At 35.5% G+C, this 23703-nt stretch carries 21 protein-coding genes; 20 read left to right on the forward strand and 1 reads right to left on the reverse strand.

Annotated elements, in window-relative coordinates:
• Positions 1-1349 (reverse strand): hypothetical protein (locus FC36_RS07400; protein WP_156409550.1); only part of this gene is annotated, 1349 nt, incomplete at its 3' end.
• Positions 1350-2320: 971 nt separating this feature from the next.
• On the opposite strand from FC36_RS07400, the gene FC36_RS07405 reads away from it, so the two are divergent.
• The 20 genes from FC36_RS07405 to FC36_RS07505 all read left to right on the forward strand — a co-directional run bounded on the left by FC36_RS07405 (position 2321) and on the right by FC36_RS07505 (position 23613).
• Positions 2321-3598, forward strand: a complete 1278-nt coding sequence (locus tag FC36_RS07405) for a replication initiator protein A (protein ID WP_025021036.1) — start codon at positions 2321-2323, stop codon at positions 3596-3598.
• Between the two features lie 3 nt (positions 3599-3601).
• Entirely contained in the window at positions 3602-4912 is a 1311-nt protein-coding gene (locus FC36_RS07410; protein ID WP_025021037.1) for a hypothetical protein, read from the forward strand.
• Positions 4913-5109: 197 nt separating this feature from the next.
• On the forward strand, positions 5110-5424 hold the full coding sequence (locus tag FC36_RS07415; RefSeq protein WP_025021038.1) for a hypothetical protein: 315 nt from the start codon (positions 5110-5112) through the stop codon (positions 5422-5424).
• A gap of 27 nt (positions 5425-5451) precedes the next feature.
• Positions 5452-7707, forward strand: a complete 2256-nt coding sequence (locus FC36_RS07420) for a hypothetical protein (protein WP_025021039.1) — start codon at positions 5452-5454, stop codon at positions 7705-7707.
• A gap of 228 nt (positions 7708-7935) precedes the next feature.
• Positions 7936-8799, forward strand: a complete 864-nt coding sequence (locus FC36_RS07425) for a hypothetical protein (protein ID WP_025021040.1) — start codon at positions 7936-7938, stop codon at positions 8797-8799.
• 15 nt (positions 8800-8814) lie between these two features.
• The gene (locus FC36_RS07430; RefSeq protein ID WP_025021041.1) at positions 8815-10938 is read left to right on the forward strand and encodes a hypothetical protein; all 2124 of its coding nucleotides are present in this window, start codon (positions 8815-8817) and stop codon (positions 10936-10938) included.
• Positions 10935-12968: an aggregation-promoting factor C-terminal-like domain-containing protein gene (locus FC36_RS07435; RefSeq protein WP_056986815.1), complete on the forward strand. Its 2034-nt coding sequence runs from the start codon at positions 10935-10937 to the stop codon at positions 12966-12968. Before FC36_RS07430 ends, FC36_RS07435 begins: the two co-directional genes overlap by 4 nt.
• Complete coding sequence (locus FC36_RS07440; RefSeq protein ID WP_025021044.1) at positions 12959-13621, forward strand: hypothetical protein; 663 nt, start codon at positions 12959-12961, stop codon at positions 13619-13621. Before FC36_RS07435 ends, FC36_RS07440 begins: the two co-directional genes overlap by 10 nt.
• On the forward strand, positions 13608-14234 hold the full coding sequence (locus FC36_RS07445; protein ID WP_025021045.1) for a hypothetical protein: 627 nt from the start codon (positions 13608-13610) through the stop codon (positions 14232-14234). Before FC36_RS07440 ends, FC36_RS07445 begins: the two co-directional genes overlap by 14 nt.
• 38 nt (positions 14235-14272) lie before the next feature.
• Positions 14273-14674, forward strand: coding sequence for a hypothetical protein (locus FC36_RS07450; protein WP_025021046.1), 402 nt, complete (start codon positions 14273-14275; stop codon positions 14672-14674).
• Complete coding sequence (locus FC36_RS07455) at positions 14628-15461, forward strand: hypothetical protein (RefSeq protein WP_025021047.1); 834 nt, start codon at positions 14628-14630, stop codon at positions 15459-15461. The genes FC36_RS07450 and FC36_RS07455 overlap by 47 nt, the downstream gene beginning before the upstream one ends.
• A 5-nt stretch (positions 15462-15466) precedes the next feature.
• The gene (locus tag FC36_RS07460) at positions 15467-16048 is read left to right on the forward strand and encodes a hypothetical protein (protein WP_025021048.1); all 582 of its coding nucleotides are present in this window, start codon (positions 15467-15469) and stop codon (positions 16046-16048) included.
• 84 nt (positions 16049-16132) lie between these two features.
• Positions 16133-16987 (forward strand): hypothetical protein, encoded by an 855-nt coding sequence (locus FC36_RS07465; protein ID WP_025021049.1) that lies wholly within the window; start codon positions 16133-16135, stop codon positions 16985-16987.
• Positions 16988-17466: 479 nt separating this feature from the next.
• Positions 17467-19785: an FtsK/SpoIIIE domain-containing protein gene (locus FC36_RS07470; protein WP_162149504.1), complete on the forward strand. Its 2319-nt coding sequence runs from the start codon at positions 17467-17469 to the stop codon at positions 19783-19785.
• Positions 19786-20175: 390 nt separating this feature from the next.
• Positions 20176-20697: a hypothetical protein gene (locus FC36_RS07475; RefSeq protein ID WP_155889598.1), complete on the forward strand. Its 522-nt coding sequence runs from the start codon at positions 20176-20178 to the stop codon at positions 20695-20697.
• A gap of 284 nt (positions 20698-20981) precedes the next feature.
• Entirely contained in the window at positions 20982-21461 is a 480-nt protein-coding gene (locus FC36_RS07480) for a hypothetical protein (RefSeq protein WP_056986816.1), read from the forward strand.
• Positions 21462-21771: 310 nt separating this feature from the next.
• On the forward strand, positions 21772-22044 hold the full coding sequence (locus FC36_RS07490; protein ID WP_025021054.1) for a hypothetical protein: 273 nt from the start codon (positions 21772-21774) through the stop codon (positions 22042-22044).
• Positions 22045-22112: 68 nt separating this feature from the next.
• Positions 22113-22613 (forward strand): hypothetical protein, encoded by a 501-nt coding sequence (locus FC36_RS07495; RefSeq protein WP_155889601.1) that lies wholly within the window; start codon positions 22113-22115, stop codon positions 22611-22613.
• A gap of 345 nt (positions 22614-22958) precedes the next feature.
• On the forward strand, positions 22959-23414 hold the full coding sequence (locus FC36_RS07500) for a hypothetical protein (protein ID WP_025021056.1): 456 nt from the start codon (positions 22959-22961) through the stop codon (positions 23412-23414).
• Positions 23401-23613, forward strand: a complete 213-nt coding sequence (locus FC36_RS07505) for a hypothetical protein (protein WP_025021057.1) — start codon at positions 23401-23403, stop codon at positions 23611-23613. The genes FC36_RS07500 and FC36_RS07505 overlap by 14 nt, the downstream gene beginning before the upstream one ends.
• The last annotated feature ends 90 nt before the right edge of the window (positions 23614-23703 follow it).

Here is a 23703-nt window from a genome sequence, read left to right on the forward strand (position 1 = left end):
TCTAACCCAGACAAATCTGCACTAAGAAATTTGTTACCTGATGACAAGTAAGTTAAGTTACCTTGAGCATTCTTAATAAGATTTTCGATTTGTGAAGCAGACCAATCTCCGCCAAGTTTATTCTTAACGTAATCAGCTAACTTTTCTTTATAAGTTGCAAAGTCTTTATCGTACTGAGCTTTGTCGCTTTGATACTTAGCCACTGTATCATTAATGGTTTTCACTTGTTGATTATAATCACGCTGTACATTAGTAACAACATCTTTGTAATTATCTACAGTAGCGGTGATTTTTTGTGTTTCACCTTGTTTAACGTTGTCATTTCCTAAAATACCTTGCGCATTTTTTACAGCCTGTTCAAGTTTTGACTTGTCAATACTACCAACAGCTTCTGTTGCTGATTTGGTTTTTTCAACCGTAGTGGTAATGTTTTTGATTTGACTTGCATAGTCAGATTCAATTTTGTTTGAGATCTGTTCTGCACTGTCGGATGTTACCTTACCTGCACTAACATCATCTGTTTGATGTACGTTGCTTTCGCCTAAAACTTGCTTAGCACTATTGACAGCTTCATCTAACTTAGCAGACGCATCACCAACCGTAGCTTTAACTTTATTTTCGGCATTTTTTTGTGCAGTTGCTTTTTCTAAAGTATTAACTACAGTGTCAGTCTTAGCATTAACATCAGCCTTAACTTTGTCGTAGTTATCAATTGTAGCAACTGTATTCTTGTTTTCAGCCGTGTTTTCCTTTACTTTACCACCAACGTTTTTGAAGTCCTGCACAGCCTTGTCAACCTTAGCTTTGTTAGAAGCATTTGTAGCGGACGCATCAGCAGTATCTGTTGCATAAGCCTTATTCTTAGCTTCCTGTTTAGCTGTAGCTTCTTGTAATTGTGCAGTTTGTTGCTTGTAGCTATTTCCAATGCTATCAACAGCACTTTGCGCTTGATCTGCAGTAACAGTAGATGAAGTAGTTTGGCCTTGTGTAACTTGAACACCGGTTGCAGTTGCTTTTTCTACCGCACTTTGTAAGCCGGAGTTATCAACGTTAACACTGTAGCCATCCCCATTATTAGTAGAACCACTAGCAGTAGTAACCGCAGTAGTGTTTGCTGATGGAGTTGTGACATTAGCGGATGTAGTAGCACCGTTACCACTTTCAGAAGAAGTAGCACCTCCTGTAGTTCCGGTAGCTTCATCCGCATTAGCAACATTGACAGTTCCTAAAAGAACCATCCCTGTAACTGTTGCGGTAGTAATACCCGCAACCATCCAACCTTTTTTTGAGTGGTACATCTTTTTACGATTTACCAATTCAGTAGTTGGAGAAAGAAACTTTTTACTCATACACTTTTCCTTCTTTCTTCGTTATTTGTTATTCGTGTATATGTTGATAATAACACGACTTTAAAAAGAATTACAATACTTACAATTAAAAATAAAAAAAATAATCGTTTTAATTTGTATTTTTTTAGAAAAAGTAGTTAAAAGAGGCTATATAACAGCGTTTTTAAAAATAAATATTTTTTATTTCTATTTTAAAAAAATAATCTGAATATATATATTATTATATTTTCCGATTATATATATATTTAAAAAAGTAATTGTCTTAATTTTACATAAAGTGTATGATTATATTGAAATAACAAAGAAGTTTTTGGGTCAAAAAAAATCTGGCTGAAAACAGCCAGACCAAAATTTCATCAAAAGAAACAACGTTTTACCACCACAGTAAGATACGTTGCATGATTACGATACCACTCGCAATCAAAACTATTGATTCTCACCACAGAATCAATAGAAAATCATCTATTCGCAAGGTCAATAACTTGCACGTAGCACAACTAAATTAGTAACACAACTAAATATTCAATTGCTAGTAATAATCAAATATCCAATTGCCAATAATACAATCATATATTCAACCGCTAGTAACACAGTCAAATATTCAATTGCTAATTTGCTAATAGCAGTTGGTAGAATCGCATGCCTCACGCATGTCTCACATTTTAATTGCTAACTATTTTATAGTCCGCTAGTTGTTCTCGGACTTTTCTTTAAAAGGGATGTTACATCATCCCACTACAACCATCTTACACGCTATGACTTTTTTAGTCAACAAAAGAGATGTTAAAATTCTGTCACATATTGCCCTTGTTGTTAATAGTGATAAATTAACATTTAAAGGCAATGATTTTATTTTTAAATAACAATATTTATTTCTAAATAAGATTTAATGTTTTTTGTTGTTATAAATTAACAACTAATATTATTTCGTGTTTTAAAAAAATAAGAATTAATAGAAAGTAGGGAAAATTATGAAAAAATCAGTTTTAACTAACGCGTATACAGTTCAAGCAACATACGGAGAAAAATTCAAAAAACTTCTAGATGTATTTTTCGTTAGTCCCAAATACAAAGATATGTCTGTTCACGCAAAAGTTGCTTATGGGTTTTTAATGGATCGGCAAAACTACTCTGCCAAAAATGGTTGGGTTGATAAACAAGGACGAATTTACTTCGTGTACACAATCAAACAATTCGAAAATCTGTTGGGATGCAAACGTAACAAGGCAGTTAAAGTAAAACAAGAATTGATGAATCACGGTTTACTTTATCAAGAACGACAAGCTAACCAAGCATCCCGATTATACTTACTCCGCCCAGAGGTAACTGAAAAAGACACCTTTTTCATCGATAATCGAGAAAAATTGGCTTTATTAAGCTTAGAGGAACAAGAAGCTGTTTATCAGTACCACCTTGCTAACGGAGCAAAAGATAGTCAAATTTTCCCAGAACCAACTGCATCAGATTTTTCTGACAGTCAAATTTTCCTAGAAAAAGAAACACCCTTTACAGAAAAAAACAGCATTAATTCTGTCGAAAATACAGAGAAAACATTGTTAAATCAAGGAAGTTTAAAAAACAAACTTCCAAAGAACCCCGGTAAATCAAGGAAGTTTAAAAAACAAACTTCCGAAGAAACCCCGGTAAATCAAGGAAGTTTAAAAAACAAACTCCCAGAAATGCCGGTAAATCAAGGAAGTTTGCAAAACCAACTCTATCTATATCTAGATAATTTAGATACTAATAGATACTATATAGATACTAAGGGAGATTCTGCCAAAACACAAAATCAAAAATCAGTTTCTTCTGTGCCACAATTCACCGAAGAACAAATCAGACTGCAAAATCAAGATTTATTGGAACATGCTACAAGCTTTATGAGTAACCAACAAGGCGGGTTAACCCCACTACGTCCAGAAACTATTAACTTGATTAAATTATGGTCTACATCCATGGAAGAATTAGAAGTTACCGTCAAAACAATCATGAATGCCAAAGCTTATGTTGAAAAAACACTATCATGCGACATTTTCCTTGAAGATCAATCTGTACAAGATGAAGTTGCTAAAACTTTGAGAAGCGTATATAACCGCTTGCGCTCTGGAAAAGTATCTAATTTACAAAATTACCTTTACCGATCAATGCTATCAACCTTCCAAAACTGTTATAATGCAAATGTCCCTGCTCGTCCAAAAGACGCCCAAGGGATTAATGATTTATATCGAAAAATGGCAGGGAAACGAGGTTAATTAATGGCATCATCAAGTAAATATGCAAGTTTAGTAGCAGAGGAGCTATCACTTTTTCAGGATATTATTGCGCTAAAGACAGAACTCCTAAACGCAAAAAGCGACAAGAAAAATAATGACCATGAAGTTAGAATTTGGAGAAACTCTGTCCGTAACTTTTTACGCTTGCAAGAAGGTTCTAGAATAACTGAGGATATAACTGTGATTAATTACGACTTAAGACGAGTAGCTATGCCCGCAGTCACTCTTGAAAAATCTATGATTAAGCAAGCGAGAGAAACTTACAATCGAGGTCTTAGACGAGTAGAAAGTTTAGTGCGACAGGTAACCTCTCTGACTTATGACGATGCAGAAAATATTGACAAAGTTAGCGATGAACTGTCGGTAGCTAAATCTGTAATTTTCAGCAATCTTAGTGCTATGACTAAATTTGTTCGCAAAATAAATCAGAGTCCGATTGACCGAAAAAAAATGTCGCAAACTATGTCGATTTTAAACAGTTATGCTAATGTTCCCTGTAGCAATCTTTATAGCTACAAGGTAACGGGTAAAGGCGAAAAAGCGACTATCACCTTCACTCCTAATCGTGATGTGATTATCAGTTTGCTTAAACGAGCTGATGCAATGGAGTTTTACCCTAAAATCCCATTTAACAACGTTTCATCGTGGGCGGATGATTACGCTAAAGATACTAGCGGTAGGCCTGTAACTGATTATGTAGATGATATCTACAAAGAACTGGTAGAGGCAAAAGAATTATTTGAATCTGATCCTAACTACTGGCGGAAAGATAATCTTAAGTTTGATTTTATCGAATTACCAGAAGTTCCCGATGTAGAGCAATTAATCCCTAGTGCGAATGTAGGTATGCCTGAAAATGTTATTGTTGAGCTTGGAGAATATAGCAGAGGATCATTTCAAAATACGTACTTAAATGTTCCTCGAATCAATGAATTAGCTTATACCTACAACTCACCTTCAATCGAGTTTAAACAGCCTCGTCACTCGAAGGCTAGTGAAGAGTGTAAATCACTCTTACTGCAATTAACAGATATTTTGAATCAATTCGGAACAAGACGCACAAAAAAGGGATATAGCCTTAAAATATGGCAAAGTACGGTACGTTTACTACAAGCGCAAGACAAGGGGTACATCGCTTTGAATAATGCCTTTTCTGAATTTGAAGCGGATGTTGATTATATCAAAACATGGGTTAACTCTTCTTGGTATCAATTTGGAGGAATACCTGAAAATGACAATGCTTTTAACGGCCGTGGTAATGCTAGCAAGTGGCAAGGTAAAAAATGGTATTAATTTTGGAATATTCCCACGAGAATCCACATCGTTAGAAGTCAATAATATCAAGCGTTATCAACGTTAGTTATTATTTTTTTCGCAATTTAATAAAATAAAAAATAACTTTTTTTCAACAAAATTATTGTCACTACTAGAAAAAAAGGAAAAGTAATTGTAAAATAAAGGTAATTCAATTATAGAAAAGAGGTTGACTTATGGTTAATTTTTTAACTACAGAATTCGTAACTACTACTTTAACAACTTTACCAATGTTAGATGCAACGTCATTAATTAATAACGTTGGTAAGTGGGTGTTAGGATTACTCCTTTTAATTGTCGGTTTTGCCCTTATTGCCCGTGGAGTTGGAGATTTCTGGGAAGGCTTTAAAGGTAAAGGGAAATCCAAAGACTGGGGAGCGATCGTTGTAGGTATCGTTACAGGTGCTGTTGGAGCAATTTTCCTTTACTGGGGTGCAGATCAAATTATTTCAACATTCAAGAACGTTGGGGATTCTGTTCCAACAAAATAACAAATGCTTTAAGAAAGAAGGGGTTTCGTGAGCAAATCAGACTTACAGTATGGCTTGCTTATTTCGAGGCTTGCATCTGAAAGTTATGAGGCGCTTACAAACGCCATTGAGGATGCAGGTGTTGAATTAGTTAAGGTTAGCGATAGCAAAGCCATTGTGATACCAATTATTGAAGAATTAGATAGTGTCTTTCAAGATATTGTTTTCTCGCTTGAAGACGAAGGTAATAGTTTACGTATTAAGTTCGTTGTCTATAACCATCAAGATACTAAGTATTATGGGGATGGTTTGGAAATCAACCGTCAAGCACTTATTGAAATTGGCGGGGATGCTGAGAAGAGTCAAGATGGTTTTACTCTGGAAGATATGGCAGAACTTATTGGTTGGTTCTTAGATAATCAAGAATTAGCAAATGCTGATATTGATGCTGTTTTTGAGAAGAATTATTCTTCTCCTGAAGGTGGAGAGCTATTATCTAGTTCAGTAGGAGTGCCTGAACCACCTGAATCAAGTACAGACGCAACTAGCGAATTAGACGATTTGCTAAGTAATTCTGTTAAAGATAGCGAAAACGAAGTACAGACACCAACTGAGGAAGTAGTTCATAGTCGTAAGGAACAGCGTGAACAAACTAAACCAGAGGTAGTAGACACAAGCATTAAGAATATTCCAGAATTTGATAATACTTTATTAAAACGTGCAACCGAAGCGGTTGAACAAGCAGAAGGGAAGCCTTTTGTACCGGAATATGATCCCTTTATCAAGGGGCACTTGTTAGATGAAATTACAGCATATTCAAATCGAGTTAATGATGAGTGGTACAAGACAATTTTGTCTGTCTACAATCGTTATCTTGAAGTTAAATCGAGAGTAGAGAACGTTGATTTACGAGAAATGCTTGATAAAGCAAAATCTGAATTAGAAGAGTCTTTAGCAGACATTGATATCCGTCAAAAACAAACTAATGCAGAAATTCAAAGTAAATACCAACGAGAGTATGACGAACGTAAACGGGCATATGTTGATTCAATGAAACCCAGTTTGGAAGCAGAATTTGACTCTAAGAACTTAGATGCGCTCAACAAAAATATTGAGATTAATCAAGCTAAGAGCGCCCGTTTAAATGATGAAGAACGTAAGAAACATAAACAAAATTATGAGGACTACGTTGTTGCGTTGAAAAATAAAGCAGTAAATAATGCGTTAGATGATCTTTCAATTGAAGATATTTTAGAAGCGTATGATAAAGAAAACGCAAAAGAAATCAAGAAGTTGGAAGAATTAGCCAAGCAATTTGACTTTGATCAGTCAGAGCAATATAAGGCTCTTGAGGCTGAAAAAGAAAAATCACAAGATGAGGTTAAGCAAGCTAAATTAAAAATTGCTCTTATGCAAGAAAATATGCAAAACTTGCGTGATACTTTTGAAAAAGAAGTACAAGCTGAAACGGCATCAAATGTGGCAAACAAGACACGGAAACTACAAGAAGAAAACACTGAATTATCTTCGCAAAATGCTAAGAAGCAACGTGAACTTGATGCTCAAAATGACTCAATCATTAAGATGAATGAAGCCCATGAGCAAGCCTTGAAGGACAAGGACGAACAAATTAGTGCAATTATGGAAAATCTTAGAGCTAAGGAAAATGAACTCAAAGAGCAAAAGCAAAAGTATCAGGCCTTAGAAGCTAAGAATTTTCAAGAAATGCAACAAAATATGATAATGCAACAACAAGCGCAAGCTCAAACACAGCAGATGCAAGTTCAACAAATGCAACAAGCACAATTACAAGCGCAAACTGAAAGTGAAAAGCCTGTTGAAAACAAACCAGAGTCCGAAAAGAAATCATCTTCTTGGGCTAGCAACTTGCTGAAGGTGACTGCATCCATCGCAATCATTGGTGGACTTGGGATTGGCGGTTATGCTGTATTGCATAACTTAACATCGTCAGAACAACAATCAGAAGTTGTAGCGTCAACATCTCACTCAAATTTAAATAAAGAAAGTAAGTCAAAATCTGACAAACAATCCTCGACTTCTGGTTCATCCTCTACGACTAGCGATGGTTCATCGAGTACCGCCGAAAGTACCACAAGTGTAAAAGAGCCTTCTGATAAAGAGAATACTATTTACAAGGTATCATCAAACGGTACTGCTGTCGGAAATTCGTTCAATAAGACTTTGCCTAATGGTGAAACTTATAGCATTTTACGAACTGGGGAAAATGTCGGTCAATATACAGATGAAAATGGCACAACTAAAACCGTTTTTATCACTGATTAGTGACTAAGTAAAAGGACAGGAGGAAGACGCTCCTGTCCTTTTATTTTTAATACAAATTATTTTTTGTTAATTTGTATTAACCAATATTATTTAGGAATAATAATTGTTTCTTAGGATTAATTTATATCTAAAAATAATATTTTTTATTAACAAATATTATTTAAAAGTATTTATTCCAAAATAATAATGGTTAGTGCAAATTTCATAAATATGAGAGGAAGTTTAGGTATGGAAAAGAATCAAAAAGAGTACGCATATAGTGGTAACAAATTCCCGTTAAGAGCAAAAGGTTCAGATATGTTAAAAAGATTTGGAATTATTTCAGATCATATAGGAGCTTTAGGTGACGTTTTAGTTTCAACATGGGGGACTATTGTCATGTCTTTTGTAGTAGTTCTATTAGGGGTATTTGTAGTTTTTATCATAGGATCAAAGTACACTGAGATTTTGCTACAAAATATCCCTGCTTTAGTTATTTTCATGCTGAGCATTATAGGTATTGCTTTACAAGTGTTCTTTGTTAATCCTAGTCAAGGTATGCAATTCAAAGTAAGTACTCACTTTTTAAGACGGAGATTTGATCGTTTTGGAAGAACTATTGCACCTGAAAAGTTACGCCCATTTAGATTTGCTAAAAATGTTGATACTAAAGATGTTTTAGTACGAGATACTGCAGACGGGATTACCTATCTAGCGTTGTATTCAGTAACAGGGGTTTATTCACCAGTTTCTTTTGATAATGAGCTAGAAAGATATGCTAATTTAGATGCAAATGTTTTGGCTAACTTGGAACGTGATACTACTTTAACAACGGCGGTCGGTATCACTAGAGTTGAAGCAACCAAATTAGAATTACCAGATAACGCAACGCAAGCAATGATTATTGAGCGAAATAGACGTTACCAAAAATCAATTAGAGATTCTAATAATAAAAAAATTGTAACTACGATGGTTTTATCCGCTCCTTCTTTAGAAATTCTTCAAAAGAGAATGAATAGCTTAGAAATTCAGTTTAGAAATGGTTTAGTTGTTGGCTACTACCGTTTATCGGGTGCGGAACTTAAGAAGGCCATTAAGGAAATTTATATGTAAAAGGACGTGAAAAAAGTGTTTAACAAAAGAAGTAAGGTAGAAAAAGATGAGGTAACAAAGGGGATAAATAGTATTTTAAGGGGGATTCTAGGAAAGAAAGACGATGCCAAGTTAACTGATTCCGAAAAAGAAATACAAAGGCAAAAGCGCAATCGTGAAATCACCGCTGAAATTAAGCAGTTAGAAGCTGAGCTTGAAACTGTTACGACAAAAAAAGAACGTAAAAAAATCAAGAAAAGAATGGAAAAATTGAAGCGGAAACTTGATACGGGTTTCAATGGGGAAGCTGGTTTTACCTCACCATTTGGGTATGTTGACGATGACTCTTACTTATTTGTGGGTAGGAACACCGTCATCTCTGTCTTTGATGTAATGTTTGAATACGGTACGAATAATCCTGCTCCCATCGGTTGGTTAAATAATGTTATTCCAAGAGATACAATCAGACACGGAGAATTCATCTTTATTACTCGTCAACATGGGATGGATAAGGATACTGAACAAGATATCATTTCACATCGTATTAACGAAAACTCAGAAGGCTATTCAGAAGAAGAAACAACCAATGCTAGAGAAAAAAATCAAAATAGTCAACGTGTACGTGATTTACAGCTTGCAGGTATATTAGCAGGTAAAGAAGAAACGATTGTAGATGAGGATTTACTTTTAATAGTTAAAGCCTCTAGTCCTGAAAATATCGAGTTAGCTCTTGAAGAATTACGAGACGCATACAAGAATGATGCTTTTAAAGGCGTTATGCTCGTTCGTAAGACCGGTTTGCAATTAGAAACACTGAGAGACTTATTTGATGCTCCTATACGTGATGCAAGGCATACCTCTTCCATGTTATCAGTGAGTGCCACTCGCTTACTCTTACCTAGTTCAGGATTTTCGGACGAAGATGGTGAAAACATTGGACGGGATATAAACTCGATTATTCCTAACCAATATGCTCGCTTGAACCTCGCAAATATTCGAAATGCTGTTATCTTTTCGGGTGATACTTCAGCAAATGTTAAATTCGACAATTTAGGTACTCAGCCAAGCCCCTTAGAATTTGGCGGATCAACCATGGCCACTGTATTAGGTAAAGCACTGTGGTTGGGAGATAAGAAACAAGGGATTTACGGGAAACGAACTCACCATATCTTGCTAAATAACTACTCATATATTTTGCCAGATAGCTTAGTTTTCGATATGAAACATGAATCTATTAACCCCCTTGAAGTTTTTGGGACACCAGAAACCGTTAAAGACGATGCAGAAGCATCTATGGAGAAGACAGTTAACATGATGATGCTCTTAGCCGGTATTGATGAAGATACAGATGAAGGTAAATTCTATCGTTCGGAATTAGATCGCTTATTACTGTACTGGTATATTAACAATGCAAAGGGATCAGGTATCTACACAGACGATCCAGAAAATAATCCACGTTCGGCACAAAAGATTTTAGCTGATGAACACCATGATAAATTTCCAACAATGAAAGCATTTTTACCAGTTTTACTGAATAATGTAGCAAAGCGTAAAGCAGATGGGGAAAAGGCTCATGACAGGGCGGATTACTTATATAGCACAATGGATACTTTATTTAAAAAGAACAAGATGATATTTGATACTACGACTACACTACCTGATGTTTATACTCGTGACCAACGAAATATTTATTACGATTTATCAGGTGTATCTCATGACAAACGGGTTAAAGGGGCAGTTTTACTTAATACTCTGGCTTATGTTGTCAATCGTGCTTTAGAAGGAGAATCCGTTATTATTCACGGATTAGATGCGGTTGACATCAAAGAAAAGATGTTGCTCAAGTACAGAGATATTATGAAACGAAGAGGCGTTGGTAAAGTTGTTGTTTTTGAAGAGTCAGGGAATGATAAGGTAAATCCTGAAACTTTTAAGCGTTTTACAGGTCAATTAAACGCTCAAGATTTGCTGATAATTGGTGGCTTAACGGATCATGATTTTGTGAATGTTCCGTGGTTTAATAATTTACCAACAACTGCTAAAGGACAATTATCACAAAGATATCCCGGAGTATTTTTTGTTTACCGCAACTATGACAGAATTAGTTCTGTTATCAGCACGAATATCGAATTGGATAAAGGGGGGATTAGGACAACATGATTATCAAAGAAAAAAATAAAGTATTACTAGCATCCCGTATATCTTTTTCACTTTTATTGGTTGGAACTACGCTAGCGCAACCTACAACAGCACTTGCCTTAGGTGAATCAAGTACTGCTAGGGAATTATGCGAAACAGATACGGAAGAAGATACAAGCGAAAGCACGGGCGATATAGTAGGAATTGCCGAAAGTTTAGTAGGTAAATTTAAAGATAAGTACCAGTTGGGCGGTTTTGACCGTGCAATTAAAAATTATGGAAAAAATGGGAGCATCCCACAGTCTGCGGATGATGTTGATGACAGTAAGGTTATCGATTGTTCTACGTTCGTATCGTTGGTATTAACTATGGCAGGTGTTAAGGGTGTTGACCCTGCACCGTCATCAGGCGCTATGGCATCCGATGCAAAAGGTGCGCATAAAAATTTCAAAGAAGTTAGCAAGGAAAACGCTAAGGCAGGAGACATTGCTGCTAGTTCTACACACGTCCTTTTTTTGGCAGAAGATTGGCATGGTGAAGATACTGAGGTTATTTCAATGGGAGATAATAAGGGGGTTGTGAAAGGTAAATTTTCAACATATAAAGGCGAAAGCAATGATATTACTTTCGCTGAACCTGTTGGTATAGGAAAGTCAAGTAGTTCCCCATCAAAATCCAGTTCTTCTCTAAAACCCGGTTCGATTGATGAAGCTTGGAGTAATGGTGTTCCGTATTTCAAAATGAAATGGAGTGAACCTAAAGGTTATCAAGCTCGGGCAAAGAAGATTGCTAAAGAAGTTGGTAAGACATTAGGAATTGACCCCGGTATTATTTACGGGCAAATGAACGCTGAATTTGGTGTTGCCGGGAAATCTGAATCTGATTTGGCAGGGATGAAATCCATTGCTGAATATCGAGATTGGACAGCTATTTTAGCAGGAAATCCTGGTGGGGAAAAGTATGGTGGTGTCGTTCAAGAGGACGGTACAAGCGATGGCCACTTTGTTAAATTCAAGGATGACGCACAGTTTGCTAATGCCTATGCTACTATTTTAGGTCACATGCTTGGTGGATCAGTTTCAGAAACAAAGAAGATTGGTAAGGACGTTAGTAAGTATGTAAGTCACCTACAAGCTGGTAATTATTTTGGAGGTGGATCTGCTTCGGCATACCAAGCTAATATCGAGTCTGGTTTAGCTAAGTACTATGGAGCGGAAGATATTTCAAGTTCATTAGGTACGGTAGAAACAGAAGAAGATACATCTAACGATGAAAATGGATGTGCAAAAGAAGACTCAGACAAGCAAGTATCGGGTACTTGGGATTGGCCGTTTCCTGATGTTGGTGAAGGAACATTTGCAGGGGGGCAACTATTTGGTGTTCATCCCGGTGGTGAATTTAGACAAAACGGTTTCCACGACGGGCTCGATTTTGGGTCAAGTGATCACCCCGGTAGCGAAGTTCACGCAGTTCACGGTGGCAAAGTTGTAAAAATTGATTATGCCGGTGGACTAGAGTGGTATGTAGTTACCAAGGGTGACGACAATTTAAGCATTGTTTATCAAGAGTTTGCTACACAGAGGAGCAATATTAAAGTAGAGGTTGGCGATACAGTCGATACGGGGGATGTTATCGGTATTCGTGATACTGAACACCTGCACCTAGGTATCACCACTAAGGATTTTGATGAAGCCGTTTCTCACTCTTTCGACGCAAGCGGTGGATGGTTAGATCCGCAACAAACCATTAAAGAAGGTATTGAAAATGGGGGATCAGATAACGGTGGCAAAGGTGGCAAGTCTACTTTGAAATTATCTAAGAAGGAAGAAGAAGCACGCCAATTTATTGTTCAGCATGAATCTGGTGGTAACTATCAAGCCAGAAATCCTTCTAACCCTAACGTTTACGGTGCATATCAATTAACGCTTGATAAATTAGGCGGTGACTTATCTCCTGCTCACCAAGATAAAGTGGCCGACCAATACGCAAAATCACGTTATGGCGGTTGGGTTGAGGCTTTGAATTTCTGGAAAGCTAACAGATGGTGGTAAAGAAAGGAAGGGTTTTAGTGAAAAGAGCAATGATAGTCATTTTAGGGATTTTAAATTTATGTGCTTTAGTTTTTGCAATTACGCAATATCCTAAAGGAATCTCCAATAATCAAAAATTAATCGAAGTGAATAAGGCGAAGATTAAAGCCTACCAAAAACAAGGAAAAGAGTTAAAAGTTTCTGATTATGGAAAAGAATTAGAAAAGCAAGTTGCAGGTATTAACCTTGATACCATTCAAGGTGATTTACGTAAAAAACTGACTGATGGTTTTAATGAAGCCTATAGTACGCAGACAAAGGAAGATTTTAATAAGAATGCTAATAATACGCGTAACCTTTTAGGAGCATCATTAGCAGGTACGGTATTTAACAATACTGCTCCTACTTTTAGTGAAGGCAAAGCCTATCCAAAAGTAGAAAAGGCTAATCAGGTTATTGTTTCTTTCGGAAAGTACGATGTAGATAAAGCTACTTTACCTGTAATGGTGATGGTTGACTACAAATTGCCTGATGGTTTTTCTAAAGAGGGTTTCAATTTAAACCAAAAGGCACTGTACACTTTTGATTATAACGTTAAAAATAAAATTCAGTCCGATATTAGATATCAAAGCTTAGTGGTAGAAGGAGGTACGGGTAGTCATGAACATGAGTAATAAGACGCAAAATATTGTTATTATCTTTTTATCTATAACTTTAATTCTACTGTTGAGCCTAGGCATTTATTTTCGAGTTAAGATGGTAGCGTCTAATAAAGCCGTAAATGAAAGTAACTCTAATGTTGAAGTGGTGTATAAAGAGTACAAGAAAAAACAATCTAAAGTCAAAAAAGAAACTTATAGATACGTAAGTGTTAATGGTAATAAAGAGGCTAGAATTTTAGGAACAAATATTGTAGCTACAGAAACTTTAGCGAATCAAACTAGAAAATTGTTTGGAATTATCTACTACTACAATGGATCAGAAAGTTACCTTGCAAGAAAAAGTAAGGCTAAACCTTTAGCCGATGACAGTATTCTAGTGAATTCAAAGCTTTTTGGTGAAGGTGAAGATAGTGCTAAGTCTCTCGATATGTTAGGAATTCATTCTAAGTTAGTAAATATCAAGTCTTATTTAACTAATGTGGATGGCCCGAATATTAACGGTGTAGTTGAAGTTGAGTACCAATTAACTACACAAGGAAGTAAAAAAATAGGTCGAAAAGCTTACACAGTTACTTATAACCGTGAATCCGCTAAGTTTACAGCAGTTAACCCCATTAATGAATAAAAGTTAGATTGAGTGATTGGCAGAAAGAGGAGATTTTTATGAGATCAAGACCTAGTCTAGTCAATAAAAAGTTATTGGCTAAACAAAAATTGGCTAAGAGAAAGAGAATCTTTTCATCTTTAGAATACGGCTACCTTATTACGTTTTTAATCATGATAGGGAAATACGTTATTTTAGGAGCGCATGACGCAGTAGATTTTGTGATGACTATTTATGGTTTGATTGTGATTATTTTTCTGATTCATATTGAAGCGGAGATAATCATTCCTGCTAAGGAAAAACGATTAACTTATAAGCATATGGCTGTACCTAAGCCTAAAAAAAATCTGATGGAAGAAACCGTAGTTAGTACCGCCAAAGCTATTGGAGATAGAGTAGAGAGGAGTGACTTGGATGGCATTAGCAGTAAAAAAACGTATGGCAAGAATGGCATTTACTAAATTATCATTTAAAGAGCGAAAATATGTGGATATTTGGCTCAAAGAACGACTTAAACCTCAAGAAGGTGTAATTACCACGAACGACATTATAGAAGCTCTAAATGAAGATTTAGGGGTTAATTCAGGGTATCGTGGAATGATTGATTGGTATCTATTTGAACATGGATTTTTAGCTAAGGAAGATGATCAAGATGATAATAACTTGATCTGGGATGGAATCAGTTTAATTCAACAAGCAGAAGACTTAAGTAAACAAGAAAAAACAGAAGAAGTTATTACAACAAATCCGGGAAAAGATGTGGTAAACGCCGATTATATCAATCCTACAGAAACTTTATATCCAACAAAAACGGAACATAAAAAACACTTACCGAGTGAGCCGGGCAAAACTCGAGGATTATTTGCCGAGATGGATAGAAAAGAGCAACAGCAATACCGTAAGGAAATTGAGAGTAGAGATGATAATACTATCGAAATCAGTAGAAAAAAGCGTAAGGCTACGAATGGTCAAGAAAATTGGATTGGACTTGCTTTATGGCTAACTAACCGAGGATTTAAAGAGTCGGAGACTACTGAAACATCTCTTAAAGAACTTATGGATTATCACACTTTTGACAAGCCTAAGCGTGCGATTACCTACGAGTTCTTACGAGATAGACTACTCTATGATGGCTTTAAAGAAAGTTATTCAGAAAGGCCCATCGAAGAACGTTGCTTTAATGTTAGTCAGCCAGAGATTGAGCTGAGAAGAGCATTTAGGGAAAGTAAACGCAAAAAACGGGGGTAATTATTATGAAGTTGAAAGATAGAATGTACATGGCAGGAATAGAAGCTCAAAGCTATCGAAGGTTACTTTTCCCGCTATATATGATTGTTGGGGGACTTGTTGTTTTAGGATTTGGAGTGGGAATTTTATTTGGGCATGATGAAGCCTCAATTTTTGACAATACCAGTAATCCAGTTGAAGCATTTTCTAAATATGACAAGTTAAATACTAACTTTGCAGATGCTAAAAAACAACTAGCTAATGCAATGAAAAACCATCAACAAGTTACTTTTGTCTTTGAAAAAACTGGCTGTAAAGATTGCAAAAAGTGGGAAGGTAAAATTACACACGAGTTTTACAAATACAAAAGCATGAAGAATAATCATACCCGTTACATTATGGTTGATGTAAGTAAAATGAGTAAAAGCGATTTACGATGGTTAACAGCTAATTTCCCTATGACAATTGTTTACCCGCATCTGTACACTCCTACAGTAGTTAACCTAGATGCAGTTAACGGGAATTGGGAGTACAGAGAGGCTTTTATTGAACATGGATCTTACAAGGAATTACAGGAAGTCTTTAGTCAAGGGGCAGACCTGCAATAACAGATTTAGTACACAATATTTTCTTAGTAATTAAGAAAATGTGTAGGGTGGGATGGTGGCAATTATGAGGGAGGTAGTAACAGAATGACAAGTATTATTGGTCAGGGTGTGGTCGGTTATGTGGCAACATTTTTTATTATAATGTTGCTAGTTACAATCGAAAATATGCTTTTTTTTAATGTAGTAAGTGGACGGTTAGGTTATAAGCGGTACATTACTTTTGGACTCACAAGTTTGTTAAGTATTATTTTTTGTTTGGTACTGGCTTTTGGAGTTCAATATTTGCTATATCAAAGTGTAGTATCTAAAGTTATTGTCACTTTAGATATGATTATCTGGCAATTTATGTTACTAATCCGCATTCAATGGCTTTTAGCATGGTTTATGATACCGATTGCTCTAGCCTTCGTATTTTATGGAGTACTAAGCCTTAAATCATATATTGAGGAATACCGTGCATGGTACAAATGGAATTTAGAACAAGAAGCTAAAGAAAATGGTGGAGAAATTCCTAAGGACAAGAATAAAGGTAAAAAGAAAAGTTTTAACTTTAATATCAACCTTAAAGTATTTAAAAAGCATCCCACTCCAGAATTAGAATATACCTTATCTGTAGACGAAGATATTTTATCTGAAATACCATATAAAATGCCTATTAAGCTATTAAAAATAAGTAAGCTATCCAAAAACGGAGAGCTACAAATTGGTAAAACAGACAATGGCGGGTATGTAATGATTGTCAATAATCCTGAACATGAGGCTAAGCTACGAGAAATGACCGCTCATATTCATGATGAAGAGGAAACACCTAAGATGCCTTACATTGTTTTCTTTGATGAAGAAAACTTTAAAGCTCAAACTCTCAAAGAGTACGGTAAAGAAGTTGTTACAAGAGAAAGAGAATCAAAGGCAAAAAAGAAAGCAGGTGAGTTAGCTTGAATCAGGCATTTATTGATTTTGTTTTAAATTGGGTTGCTCCTTTTAGTATCGTTTTTGGGTCATATTTTGGAGTCTTGCAAGTAATCAAAGTCGTTTATAAGCGGACGGACTTAGATGCTATTTATCGTACAGGTATAAAAATAGGTATTCTAGTTGCAATCGTTGTTATAATTTACGTCACATTACGGAGCATGGGATTTTTTGATGCTATAAGGAATATCTGGTACACAATAGCTTCTAAAACAACCTTAGATGAAACTTTGAGAAGCTTCCTTAGTACTAAATTTGGGCAAACAATTCTTATAGTCAAGAATTTCTTTGTAAAGTGGTTTCCCATCTACTTTAGAGCTATATGTATTATTTATCCTATTGCTACAGTTATCGCCTTTTGGTCGTTATATCAAAGAATTGCTTTCGTTAGAGGGGCGAACATTATTGTATCATACGCTTTGCTACATCCTCTTTTAACTATGAAATATATGTTAGGGTACGCCACTCCTGCTTTTGACTACATTACAAGTCGATTATTTGTAGCTAAAATTAAAGAAAATATCAATGACTCTTACTTTGATGCCCTTCAAGAACGGGATGAAAAAGGAAAGAAATTTGAAGATGGAATGGGTGGTACATCCGCTACTCAGACCAAAAAACAAGTAGCATTGGCAATGCGTAATACCCGTTCTAAAGTTGAAACTGTAGGGGGGAATCGTAACAATCGCCATGCTAAAATCGTTGTATTACGCTCAAGAGAAACCGAAACAGATAATTCTATTCAAAATATGCTTAAGAATTTTGGTAGTCGGGTTGATGAGCCGTTCATTCAATTTCAAGATACTCCAGTTTTCAACATCAAAGATAACGGTTTTGTTTTCGATAGTGACGTAAACTATCATGCAGGTGCTTATCTAGGATCGTGGGAAGATATTTTTATTAATCCATTTGATCCGAAAAATAAAAAAACTAACGGTGGGCGTGGGATGCTAACAACATTCTTTTTAGCATACGCAAATACACTCAGATATCTCATTCACTTAACACCTTATTCTATGTATGACCGCATCAGAACAAATGCTAAGTATAAATACAAACGTGACACTTCTGTTGAGAAAGCTAAATTTATAGCTAGGAATAACCTTGACCTTTCTTCTGTTTTGCCTGCTCCGGTTGATGAAAAAACTGGTCACACTATTGAAGAAGCTACCAAAGAAGCTATCGAAATTGCTAACTCACGAATTAATGATGTTCAAAATGCTCTTAACTCCAATAAAATTCACGCTACGTTTGATAGTGTGGCCGTAGGTGGATCACAAGCGATTTACAAATTTACTTTACCTCGTGACCCTGATTTACCTAATGATTGGAAAGATGTACAAAAGAAAATGGCAGGATTCCTTAAAGTTGCAGGTGAGCCAATTATTAGTTCTTCGGCAGGTATGCTAACAGTTTCAATTGCTAATCAGCGTGTCGGGGCAACTGAACCGATTAACATCCCTGTTGATTTCGCTGAAATGGTTAAAAAACGTGATAAAGGGATGAAAACTCTTATTTCGGGTATTGCAGGGGTTGACGCTCTCGGAGAGGTCATATATGTTGAATTAGGAGACGCTAATCCCCATATGGCCATATTTGGTCAGTCGGGATCTGGTAAGACAGTTACAATCATGAATATCCTTTTCTCTATGATGAATTCTGTTACTCCTGAAGATGTAAAAGTACTTTTTGCCGATGGTAAAGGTAATTCTTTTGAATTTATGCGCTCAGATGGGGATGCAGAACACCCTAATCCATTTGTTATGGCACAACCTGCTGACGGTTCAGAAGATATTGAGTACACACGAGCTTTAGTGCGTTATGTTGAAATGCTAGTTCGTAAACGTATTGCCTTATTGAAGGAACGTAAGGTATCTAAGCTTGCTGAATTTAACAAAAAGTTCCCTGATGAAAAAATGGAAGAAATCTTGTTTGTCTTCGACGAGTTCTCAGCAGTTACTGATAGGGATAACGAATTGAAAGGTGACGACTACACCAAGTATAATGTTACAGACCGAATAGAATACATTACTAAAATGGCAAGAAGTACAGGTGTTCGCTTAATGTTAGCTAACCAAACCGCCAGAAAAGAAAAATTACCCGGGAAAATTATGGCAAACGTTACTGGTCGTATTTCTCTTAGCGTGTCAGAACGGATTGAAGCAGAGATTGCCTTACCTGATTCAAATATTCCAGCTGACTTGATTGCACAACCCGGTGAATTCTACTCAATCATGCACGGTGTAAACAACCCTGAACACGGAAATAGTCCATTCTTGACAGACGATCAAATGTATGACCTTAACGATGCTTTAACTAAGTTATTCGGCGTTCACAAGTACGTTGCCACAAGAGAAGAAATTATCGCTATGGCTGAAGAAGATATAAACGATATAGGTGTTGACTCTGGAACATACGAAAGTCCTACTGAAGAAGAAATGCCGGCCTCCGATATTTCTATGGACGATCTTGTAGCTTTATGTCGCAAGTATCCTGAGTGGGCAATCGAAAACGAAGAAAACGAGAAGATTACTGGCCTTGATGTCTTCAATAAAGGTGTGCCTGCCATGACAATTAAAAACAAGAAAATCTTCAAGATTACTCTTAATAGCCTCAAGGGTAAAGTTGCTCAAGATGAAGAAAAGCAGGAAGCAGAAGCATCTAAAAAACAACGCCATTCAGGTAATGCTTTATCAACTGTGAATGGCACGGATGGTGATTTTGCTACTTTACCTGAAGAAAAAGTAAAAGAAAAAATGCTAGTCTAAAAAGTAAAAGAATCTCCCTATTTTTAGGGGGATTTTTGAGTTGTCATAAGTTGTAAGTCTTGGTTAATAAGCTATAATTGGTGAAAACAACGAAAAGAAGGTGATATTATCGCTAAGTCAGTCAGTAAGGAATGGGCTAAAAATAACTTTCTAGAGATGGTTAAACGAATAAACGGTGAGCCAACGCTTATAAAAGAGCATATTCAACTCCCATTAACCTATAAAGAAAATATGCTACTACTGCTTGAACATGAGAAACATGGGACGGTTGTTTGGCAGCATACAGATAGAGTTCATGTTGTAGGGATGTATATTGAGAGAGGGAAAGGATTCAGATACAGTCGAAGTGGGATTGACTTATATAATAGACTAGAAGGAAAACATATTGATATGCGAAATATGGCTTCAGTAGAAGAAGCTTTTGAAAAAGCGTGGAAAAAGTCTAACCCCAGTCCCAATGCACAACTTGCAGGTATGTTTCCTAGAGTAACTACAAGTGTTACAAATAATGAACGAAAAAAATTAGAAAGTTATATTGTCGCAGATGGAGAACTAGGGGAAAATGAGTTAAGTAACCTCCCTAGTACAAGAAGCGGAAATCGGCAGGACAGAACCCACCTTATTCCTTTGAGTGTTACTGGGGTTGAAAATCATCGAGCTCTCCTAATAATGTTTGATAGCTACCTTAATCAGCATAATTTAAAAGATTTTGAAGAACGTAATATTGACCGTACAAAGACGGAGGATATTATCTGGTGGGTGGTGATTACAAGAGACGAAGTTGGCCACCTTGACTGGTACTACAACATTTTGGATAGGAATGGAAACCTTATAGAGCATCTACATGTCAAGGATGATCGGTGGTACTATAAGTGGTACTATGATAGCTCGTATCAAGAGTTAGGATGGTAAACAAAAAAACCACGATAAACGTGGTTTCTAGATCTATTGGTTCACAAAAGAATGTATCTGAAAAGTTATTTTATGGATAAGTCCATTATAGTATTTTTTCTAGTTTTTTTCTACAATAAAAAGTAAAACATTTAAAATGAATATATTGTTACTACAATTTAATAAAATAAATTAAAAGTAATTATTTTTGTCAGTTTTAACCAAAAAAGAGGTCAAAATACTATAATAACAGTAACAAAAGAATATTGAGCATTGTTAATAAAGTTAGAAAGGCGGAAATTTTAATGGGGATTAAAGAAAAAAGTATGATAACCAATAACTGGTTGCAAGCAAGAGGAAATATTAAGGAAAATATATTATTAGAACGTTTGGCCAAAAATGTACGAGGTATTAAACAAAGTGTGGATGAAAGAAAAGTGGAACAATTAAAAAAATATACTAGCCAATTTAAAATTAATTTAATTGTAATTTCTCTGACTAGAGATTTGATTTTTTCAAACGAGGATTATTCATCCCTAAAAAATAAGACGATACAATCTTCTTTAAAAACCAACGCAACACAAGCTACAAACATGTTTTTAGCCATGATTTCTTCCCTTAGCAATGCTCTTGCAAAAAATTATCTTGATCTAGGTCATTATATTGAAGATACGATGGTTGCAGTCATGATAGTTGAAGTTACTATGGGAATTGACCCTGATGAAACATTGATAAAAGGTTTTGCTCCAATTGAGAAGGAAATGAGAGGTGGTTCTGGTGCATAGAAGACGAACGAAAAAAGCACATAGATTTATGTTTTGTATTGAAACGACAGAAGTAAAACGATATTTAAGGTCGTCTGAAGAGTATTGGCGTTATTTAACACATAAATATAAAGTTGAGAAGGACATATTATCATTCTCAACAAAAAAAGGTGACAAAGTAATCATTCCGTTAACTAATATTAAAAGTATCAAAAAAATTTAGTGTCCCAATGGAAGAAAATTGTTCGAGGTGTCATCTCTGTTGAAACTTGCCACTATGTTTCCAAAATGTAATAATAAAATTATAATCTAATAAAACGAGGAAAAAGAAATGCAGAAGAATGCTGTTATGGTTGCGCCTAGTGCGTGGTTAGTAGTAAAGAAAACCAAAATCAAAGATAGTTGGTTGACAGAATATGAGTTTACCAGTCATTGGAGTGATTATCCTGAGACAAGAACTATGAGGGATGATAGCAACCCTGAAAAGCGTCAAACAATTTTCACTAAAAAAGAACTTGACTTACTAATGAGAGACCCTGAGATTAATATTAACTGGCATTGTGCAATTGTTGATGTAAGTGATGAACTAGAATATTTCAAATAATATCATAGATAATAAGACAGATAAATTTGATACAGTATCTTTTAAGAAAATGAGATAAGCAAATTAAAATGGCAAATTACAATAATAGAAAGGAAAAATTTACAATGGCAAATTATGGAAGTTTGTGGCTTGATGATATTACTTTTTATGATGATGTTTTAACAGACGATCTTATGATTTTTTACAATATTTTTCCTTCAATTAATGACGATGTGTACACATTGATGGATGAGGAACAACAAAAACAGTACGAACAGGAAAATAATATTAGTCTACGTGACTGGCAAATATTAAGGACACATCTTGAAGAAGTATATAGTTGCATTGATTCAGATGTACTACAGCCTACGGCTAGTGATTTAAAACGATTTAATCAACTGAATCATGACTATAAATTATATCTAAGGAATTTTGAAAACGATGTAGAAACTGATGATATTATCAGATTACAAAATGCCGAAAAAATATTTGAGGTACTTAAAGTTTGTGACATTGCAATTAATCACATCGAATGTGCTAATTATGCGGGTGAATCTTATGAATGCCTTTTAAAAATGGAATGGAACTAAAAATTAAAGTGCTTAATTGACTATTAGCGGAGTTTACTTTTTCACCAACAGCTACCGCATCATTAATAGCTTTAGTTTGGCCCTGATAGTCATGGCTTACCTCTATGACGTTCTTAAACATAAGATTATATTTTCAACCACCAATATCAAACAATGTGGGTATCGTAACAAACATAAAAGGTTAGGGCAATCAAGTCCTAGCTTTTTTAGGTTATAAATCTGAAGTGAGAACAGATATAGAAAATCGTAAAGTGGTATTACAGATTAGTATCTGTCAGAACTTGCAGAAATCAGCTTAGATGTGATAATTAAATACATAAAAACGAGAGGTATTGAGGTATCATTATGGAACAAGAAAAATTAATTATTAAAAAGGCGATTGATAACATTAATCGTGATGTTGATTTAAACAACTTTAATGCTGATGAAGGAAAAGAATTATTAACTAGATTACTTAGCATTCCTGAAGTTGTTGTTGTAGAAAATGCGAGTGAAGATAGAATTAAGCTAACTGAACAATATATTTGCCTTATTGCTACGTTTACTTGTAGCGATGGTGGCTCAAAATCTGATTACTATGCTTCTGCTTTATCAAAAGCTTTTGAAGGATACGGGCTAGAATTACCATCTCATGCAAGTGGTGAGTACGGAAAATTTGTCGAATACGTTGTAGCAAGTATTACCGCCAATGCTTTACGTGCGTCCCAAGAATTGGCATTACACCAAAAATTAGTTAATGCTCTAATGGTGACAAGAGAAAATAAGGGAAAAGAAGTGATTAAAGCATATGAACATTATTAATCAAACAGGTCATATGTTGACAGTAATAGATGAAAATGGCGACATATGGGGAGATTTCACCTCAGCCAAGCGGGTAATTGTACTTGATTTGGAAGGGAAATTAGAGAGCTATGATGGCAGAATATTGTGTATCAATAGAGATACAACGACACCTGATAAGAGAATAACGGTAACGAAAGATGGTGTATTTAAGGAGTAAGTTAGGGTATAAAAATGATGTATGACAAGCGCCGTTTTTGGCGCTTGTTTTTTTGCGAAAAAGAGGAGTAAGTAGGTAATAAATCCGAAG

Origin of the sequence: Ligilactobacillus equi DSM 15833 = JCM 10991, assembly GCF_001435735.1 — a bacterium.
Lineage (GTDB): Bacteria > Bacillota > Bacilli > Lactobacillales > Lactobacillaceae > Ligilactobacillus > Ligilactobacillus equi.

Coding starts and splice junctions, on each gene's coding strand:
- FC36_RS07405 (WP_025021036.1), top strand. CDS start 2,321: ATGAAAAAATCAGTTTTAACTAACGCGTATACAGTTCAAGCAACATAC.
- FC36_RS07410 (WP_025021037.1), top strand. CDS start 3,602: ATGGCATCATCAAGTAAATATGCAAGTTTAGTAGCAGAGGAGCTATCA.
- FC36_RS07415 (WP_025021038.1), top strand. CDS start 5,110: ATGGTTAATTTTTTAACTACAGAATTCGTAACTACTACTTTAACAACT.
- FC36_RS07425 (WP_025021040.1), top strand. CDS start 7,936: ATGGAAAAGAATCAAAAAGAGTACGCATATAGTGGTAACAAATTCCCG.
- FC36_RS07435 (WP_056986815.1), top strand. CDS start 10,935: ATGATTATCAAAGAAAAAAATAAAGTATTACTAGCATCCCGTATATCT.
- FC36_RS07440 (WP_025021044.1), top strand. CDS start 12,959: ATGGTGGTAAAGAAAGGAAGGGTTTTAGTGAAAAGAGCAATGATAGTC.
- FC36_RS07445 (WP_025021045.1), top strand. CDS start 13,608: ATGAACATGAGTAATAAGACGCAAAATATTGTTATTATCTTTTTATCT.
- FC36_RS07450 (WP_025021046.1), top strand. CDS start 14,273: ATGAGATCAAGACCTAGTCTAGTCAATAAAAAGTTATTGGCTAAACAA.
- FC36_RS07455 (WP_025021047.1), top strand. CDS start 14,628: ATGGCATTAGCAGTAAAAAAACGTATGGCAAGAATGGCATTTACTAAA.
- FC36_RS07460 (WP_025021048.1), top strand. CDS start 15,467: ATGAAGTTGAAAGATAGAATGTACATGGCAGGAATAGAAGCTCAAAGC.
- FC36_RS07465 (WP_025021049.1), top strand. CDS start 16,133: ATGACAAGTATTATTGGTCAGGGTGTGGTCGGTTATGTGGCAACATTT.
- FC36_RS07470 (WP_162149504.1), top strand. CDS start 17,467: ATGTTAGGGTACGCCACTCCTGCTTTTGACTACATTACAAGTCGATTA.
- FC36_RS07475 (WP_155889598.1), top strand. CDS start 20,176: ATGCGAAATATGGCTTCAGTAGAAGAAGCTTTTGAAAAAGCGTGGAAA.
- FC36_RS07480 (WP_056986816.1), top strand. CDS start 20,982: ATGGGGATTAAAGAAAAAAGTATGATAACCAATAACTGGTTGCAAGCA.
- FC36_RS07490 (WP_025021054.1), top strand. CDS start 21,772: ATGCAGAAGAATGCTGTTATGGTTGCGCCTAGTGCGTGGTTAGTAGTA.
- FC36_RS07495 (WP_155889601.1), top strand. CDS start 22,113: ATGGCAAATTACAATAATAGAAAGGAAAAATTTACAATGGCAAATTAT.
- FC36_RS07500 (WP_025021056.1), top strand. CDS start 22,959: ATGGAACAAGAAAAATTAATTATTAAAAAGGCGATTGATAACATTAAT.
- FC36_RS07505 (WP_025021057.1), top strand. CDS start 23,401: ATGAACATTATTAATCAAACAGGTCATATGTTGACAGTAATAGATGAA.